At 64.7% G+C, this 6,220-nt stretch carries 4 protein-coding genes; all 4 read left to right on the forward strand.

Annotated features, from left to right (window positions below; all coding sequences use genetic code 11):
- Window positions 1-475: D-alanine--D-alanine ligase (locus VFW45_10950; GenBank protein ID HEU5181303.1), on the forward strand; the 475-nt coding region annotated here is incomplete at its 5' end.
- A gap of 37 nt (window positions 476-512) precedes the next feature.
- Window positions 513-2,054 (forward strand): pitrilysin family protein, encoded by a 1,542-nt coding sequence (locus VFW45_10955; protein ID HEU5181304.1) that lies wholly within the window; start codon window positions 513-515, stop codon window positions 2,052-2,054.
- A gap of 10 nt (window positions 2,055-2,064) precedes the next feature.
- Window positions 2,065-3,534, forward strand: coding sequence for a pitrilysin family protein (locus tag VFW45_10960; GenBank protein ID HEU5181305.1), 1,470 nt, complete (start codon window positions 2,065-2,067; stop codon window positions 3,532-3,534).
- 178 nt (window positions 3,535-3,712) lie between these two features.
- A partial coding sequence (locus VFW45_10965) for a carboxypeptidase regulatory-like domain-containing protein (GenBank protein ID HEU5181306.1) occupies window positions 3,713-6,220 on the forward strand: 2,508 nt, incomplete at its 3' end.

Raw genomic sequence — 6,220 nt, forward strand, 5'->3', positions numbered from 1 at the left:
CATCCACGAGAAGTTCGACTCCCCCGCCCTGATCGAGGAATACATCGACGGGCGGGAGCTCTACGTCACCGTGCTGGGCAACGAAAGCCCCACGGCCCTGCCGGTGGTGGAGCTGGATCTCTCGAAGCTCCCGGAGGGAACCCCCAAGATTGCGGGGACTGAGGTAAAATGGCGGACCGGATCCGAAGCCTATAGGAAGACCAAGAGCATCATCCCGACCGACCTGGACGAGAAGACGGTCAAGAAGCTCAACGAGACCGCCCTTGCCGCTTACCAGGCTCTCGAGCTGCGGGATTATGGGCGCATCGACATGCGCCTCGACAAGTCGGGCAAGGTCTACGTCCTGGAAGTGAATCCAAACCCCTGGCTCCACTCCAAAGCGGAGGTGGCGCTGGCCGCCAAGGAATCGGGACGGGCCTATCCGGCCCTGATCGAGGAGATCGCCAATCTTGCCCTGTCGCGCTACGACGCTTGATAACTCTTTCCCCTCAAACTCTTTCCCCGAGGTGACCATGAAAGGAAGTCGCAACCTGAGGCGGATCGCCGTCGCGGCCGCCCTCGCCGCGCTGGTGCTCGCAGCCGTCGCACCGGCTTCGGCGCAGAGCCTGGCCGATTTCGAGAAGAAGGTGACGGTGAAGACCCTGCCCAACGGCTGGACCTTCATCATCGCCGAGCGTCCCGAGGCGCCGGTCTTCTCCTTCTCCACCCATGTGAACGTCGGCTCGGCGCAGGAGGTGCCCGGGATCACCGGCATCGCCCACATGTTCGAGCACATGGCGTTCAAGGGGACCAGCGTGATCGGCACCACCGACTACGCGCAGGAGAAGGTGGCCCTGGAAAAGGTGGACAAGGCCTATGCCGCCTTCGACACGGAGCGCCGCAAGCTGAAGGCCGACCCGGCCAAGGTGAAGGAGCTCCAGAAGGCCTGGAAGGACGCCCAGGAGGACGCCGACAAGTTCATCCGCAAAAACGAGTTCGGCGAGATCATCGACCGCAACGGCGGCGTCGGCCTCAACGCCGGCACCGGCGCCGATTCGACGGTCTACTTCTACTCCCTCCCCTCCAACAAGCTGGAGCTGTGGGCCTACCTGGAATCGGAGCGCTTCATCAACCCGGTGTTCCGCGAGTTCTACAAGGAGCGGGACGTGGTGAAAGAGGAGCGCCGCCTGCGCACCGAGAGCAACCCGGTCGGGCGGCTGATCGAGCAGTTCGTCATGCTCGCCTTCTCGGCCCACCCCTACGAGCATCCGGTGGTCGGCTACATGAGCGACCTCGACTCCTTCTCGCGCGAGGACGCGCAGAAGTTCTACGAGACCTACTACGTGCCGTCGAACCTGGTCACCTCGGTGGTCGGCGACGTCAAGGCCTCGGAGGTGCTGCCGATCATCGAGAAGTACTTCGGCCGGGCCAAGGCGGGCTCGCCGCCTCCGCCGATCCGCACCGTCGAGCCGCCCCAGGTCGGGGAGAAGTTCATCCGGATCCCGGATCCGGCGCAGCCCTTCTACGTCGAGGGGTATCACAAGCCGGCCACCACCGATCCCGACGCGCCGATCTACTCGTCGATCGTCGACGTCCTGTCGAACGGCCGCACCTCGAGGCTGTACCGCAGCCTGGTGCGCGACAAGCAGATCGCGGCCGCGGCCCAGTCGTTCCCGTCGTTCCCGGGCGACAAGTTCCCCAACCTGTTCATCGTCTTCGGCGTGCCGACGCCGGGCCACTCGAACGACGAGGTGCGCGACGGCATCCGCGCCGAGCTGGACAAGATGAAGAAGCAGGACGTGAGCGCCGAGGAGCTGGCCATGGTGAAGACGCGCGCCAAGGCCACCCTGATCGAGAGCCTGGGGAGCAACCAGGGGCTGGCCAACAACCTGGCCGAGTACCAGACGACCTTCGGAGACTGGCGCGAGCTGTTCCGCGCCGTCGACAAGATTGACAAGGTGACCGCGGCCGACATCCGCCGCGTCTCGAACCAGCTGTTCACGGACACCAACCGGACGGTGGCCGTGGTCGAAACCGTCGCGCCGGCGTCCGCCGGCGGCGCCGCGGGCCGGTAAGGAGGACCTCATGAAAACGACCCGTGTGATTTCCGCATCCCTGCTCGCGCTGACCTGTGTCCTGCCCGCCGCCGCGCAGGTCAAGAACTACAAAGAGATCAAGAGTCCCCCACTGCGCTCCGTGCCCATTCCCGTGCCGAAGCGCGTGACGCTGCCCAACGGAATGCTGGTGCTGATGCTCGAGGACCACGAGCTTCCCACCATCGAGGTGGTGACGCGCGTCCGGACCGGGACGCGGCTCATCCCGGCCGACAAGGCGGGCCTGGGAGAGGTCTTCGGCGACGTGCTGCGCACCGGCGGCACCAAGACGATGACCGGCGACCAGATCGACGACTTCCTGGAGGCGCGCGGCGCCCGCATCGAGACGGGCGTCGACGACACGGCCGGCTTTGCCGAGGCCTGGAGCCTGAAGCAGGACTTCCCCGAGGTCCTCAAGGTCCTCGCCGACGTCCTGCGCAACCCGGTCTTCGCCGACCAGAAGATCGCCGTCGCCAAGAGCCAGGTCGGGACCGGCATCGCCCGGCGCAACGACAACCCGCAGCAGATCATGTTCCGGGAGTTCGAGAAGGTCATCTACGGTGTGGACAGCCCCTACGCGCGCGTGACCGAGTTCGCCACGCTCGGCTCCATCACCCGCGAGGATCTGGCTGCCTTCCACAAGAAGTACTACGTCCCGAACCGGATCATTCTCGGGGTGGTCGGCGACTTCAGCCCGCAGGACATGGAAGCGAAGCTGAAGAGCGCCTTCGGCGACTGGTCCAAGGGCCCGGAAGCGAAGGACGCGACCGCCGCCTTCCAGACCACGTCCAAGCCCGGGATCTACTACGTCCAGAAGGACGACATGACCCAGTCCGACATCATCATGGGCCATCTCGGAATCGAGCGGAAGAACCCCGACGTCTACGCCGTCGCCGTCATGAACGAGGCATTCGGCGGCGGCTTCGCGGCGCGCCTGTTCAGCAACGTGCGCAGCAAGAAGGGGCTGGCCTACTCGGTGCGCGGCGCGGTCGACTACAACTACGATTACCCGGGGACCTTCAACGTCTGGATGACCACCAAGACCGAGACCACGGCGGCCGGCATCGACGCGCTGCTCGAGGAGATAACCAACCTGGTCGGGACCCCTCCCACCGACGATGAAGTGAAGATGGCCAAGGAGTCGATCCTCAACTCCTTCGTCTTCAACTTCGACTCCAAGGAAGAAGTCCTTATCCAGCAGATGGTCTACGCCTATTTCGGCTACCCGGCCGATTACCTGTCGCGCTACCGCGAGAACATCGAGAAGGTGACCACGGCCGACGTCGCACGGGTGGCGAAGAAGTACGTCCATAAGGACCAGCTGGCGATCCTGGTGGTGGGCCCGAACAAGGGCCAGGATCGTCCCCTGACCTCCTTCGGGAACGTCGTGCCGGTGGACATCACCATCCCGAAGCCGTCGGCCCCCGCCGGAGCGGCGGCCGCCAAGAAGTCGGCCCCTTAGCAGATTTGACGCTATCAGCCTCGAAGGGCGCGGTCCGGTCACGGGCCGCGCCCTTTCCTCCCCTCCCCGGCTGCACTTTTTGCAATGGCGTGCTATTCTCCCCTTGCCTCTCCGGCCATTCCCTCGGATCTATAGGAGGATTCGGCGACCTCTGGGTCGCCCGGGAGTTGTTCGGCTGATGCGGACCCGTTTTTCGACATTGCTGGCGCTGGCCACCGCGTTCTGTCTGGCCGTAACCGCCGTCCTGGCGGTCTCGGGAGAGATCCGGGGAATCGTGGTGGATCGCTCGGGCACCCCGTTGCCGGGCGTGACGGTGGTGGTCCGAAACGACGCTCTGGGGGTGCCGGAGCGAGGCGGGGTCACCGACACCCGGGGTACCTTCCGGATCATCGGGCTGCCCGCGGGCCCGGGCTATCGCCTGCGGGCATCGATGCCGACCTATGCCGCGACGGAGTTCGCCGATCTGACGGTCCCCGACGGAGGAGCCTTCAATCAGGACGTCGTCCTGCGGCCCGCCTCCGAGCTCAAGGAGACAGTCAAAGTCGAAGGAAAAGCCGACGTCGTCGATACCGACACCGTCGCCACCTCCACCAGCTTCTCCTCCGAGTTCATCTCGGGGCTGCCGGTCCTGGGCAGGGACTATCAGGACATCCTGAGCCTCGCCCCCGGCGTCACCGACGTGAACAACACCGGCAACCCGAACATCCACGGGGCGCGCGACACCGACGTGTTGACGCTGGTGGACGGCGTCAATACCACCGATCCCTTCTCCGGCTATTACGGCCAGCAGCTCAACATCGAGTCGATCCAGGAAATCGAGGTCATTACCTCGGGCAGCCGCGCCGAATTCAGCCGGGCCCAGGGGGGGTTCGTCAACATCCTCACGAAATCGGGCGGCAACGATTTCAAGGGCTCCGCCAAATTCTACATTCGCACCAACCGCCTGGATGGCGACGGGGCGGGGACCGATGACCCGGAGCTCGTCGGGGGGCTGGGCAGCGCAAGCTTCAGCGATCTGCGCTTCACCGATCTCTACCCTTACCTTTCCCTGTCCGGACCGATCCTGCACGACAAGCTCTGGTACATCGTCTCCGGGGAGTATGTGCAGGTGGAGACACCGGTCGATGCGATCACCCAGGCCTACGTGGTAGGGACCCACGGCTACCGAGCCTTCGGGAAGAGCACCTGGCAGATCAATACGGCCAACAAGCTCGCCCTCTCCCTCACGGTCGACCGGACCCAGGATGACAACCAGGGCCTGAGCAGCGTGGTGCCCATCGAGTCGGGATACACCTTCAAGCGGGGAGGGCCGACCTACACGCTGCGCGAGTCGGCGGTCTTCAGCCCGACGATGTTCCTCGATTCGGCCGTCTCCTGGTTCGACAACAACTTCCAGCAGCGCGCCACGAGCAATCCCGACACCAATGGCAACGGCGTTCTCTACGTGGACGACGTCCCCGCCCTTGGAGGCAATGCCGACGGCTTCCTGCAGGGACGTGAGCGCGACCCGGGAGAGGATTACGACCGCGACCGGCGCTACGACGTCTTCGAGGATTACAACTTCGACGGCGTGCTGGCCGCCCTTGAGGACTTGGACAAGGACGGCAGGCTCACGCCGGCGGTGGGGTGCGAAGGGGCCGAACATGAGGATGTCAATTGCAACGGTACCTTCGATTTCGAGGATGACCTCAACCATAACGGGACGGCCGATCCTTTTGAAGACACCGGAATCCCCTGCGCACTGTCGCTCCAGTGCCCCGACGGCGTCATCCCCGGCACGCGCGGCAATGGCCGGCTCGATTCGGAGGATGCCAACGGCAACGGCCAGCTCGATGTGGTGGGAACCTCGGGACTGACTCCTTTTCCGTTCTGGAACGACGCGAACGGCGACGGCCAAAAAGAACCCAGCGAGTACCGCACTCCGCTGGCCCCCGATCTCGACTTCACCCGCGACGTTTCGGGACGCTACAGCGGGCCCTACCCCTACGAGTCCGACGACAACCGCACCCGCCTCACCTTCAAGGAAGACCTCTCCCTGTTCGTCGGGGAATTCGGCGGCTCGCACGATCTCAAGATCGGCGGCTCGTTCGAAAAGGAAGGATACGAAGGGACACTCTGGCAGCGCTCCTCCCTGCGCATCCCCAGGCCGAGGACCGCCTCCAGGACCCTGGGTGGCTCTGCGCCGACCACTCCCAGCGCAGTGACGGCAATTCTTGGCATCCCTAGGTCTGTGGACGCCGAGTCGACCGGCAAGAACTTCGGGGTCTATATCCAGGACACCTGGAAGCCGATCGCGAACCTCACGGTCGGCCTCGGCCTGCGCCTGGACGTCGAGGATCTCAGCTCGTTCGGCTACACCTACTTCGAGCCGTCCGCCGAGAGGGCGCACTACAACAACCTGATGGAGGTGACCGGGATCGACCTCTCGCACGACGATGTGAACGCGGAGAGACAGGGGCTCTGCCGGGATCCCATCTACGGGGGCAGCTGCGTCGGGATTCCCCCGTCGCTGGCTGTGCTCTATTCGGCGATCCGGACCCAGGCTCCGAAGCGCCTCACACGGCACAACTCCCAGGTGGAAATCCTGGGAGCTCATCTGTCCAGCGCGCTCGGGACCGACACCGACATCAACGATCTGATCGCCCTGGGCTACAACATTCGCCAGCGAGAGCCGCTGGAGATCCAG

This window comes from Candidatus Polarisedimenticolia bacterium, assembly GCA_035764505.1.
Classification (GTDB): Bacteria; Acidobacteriota; Polarisedimenticolia; order Gp22-AA2; family AA152; genus AA152.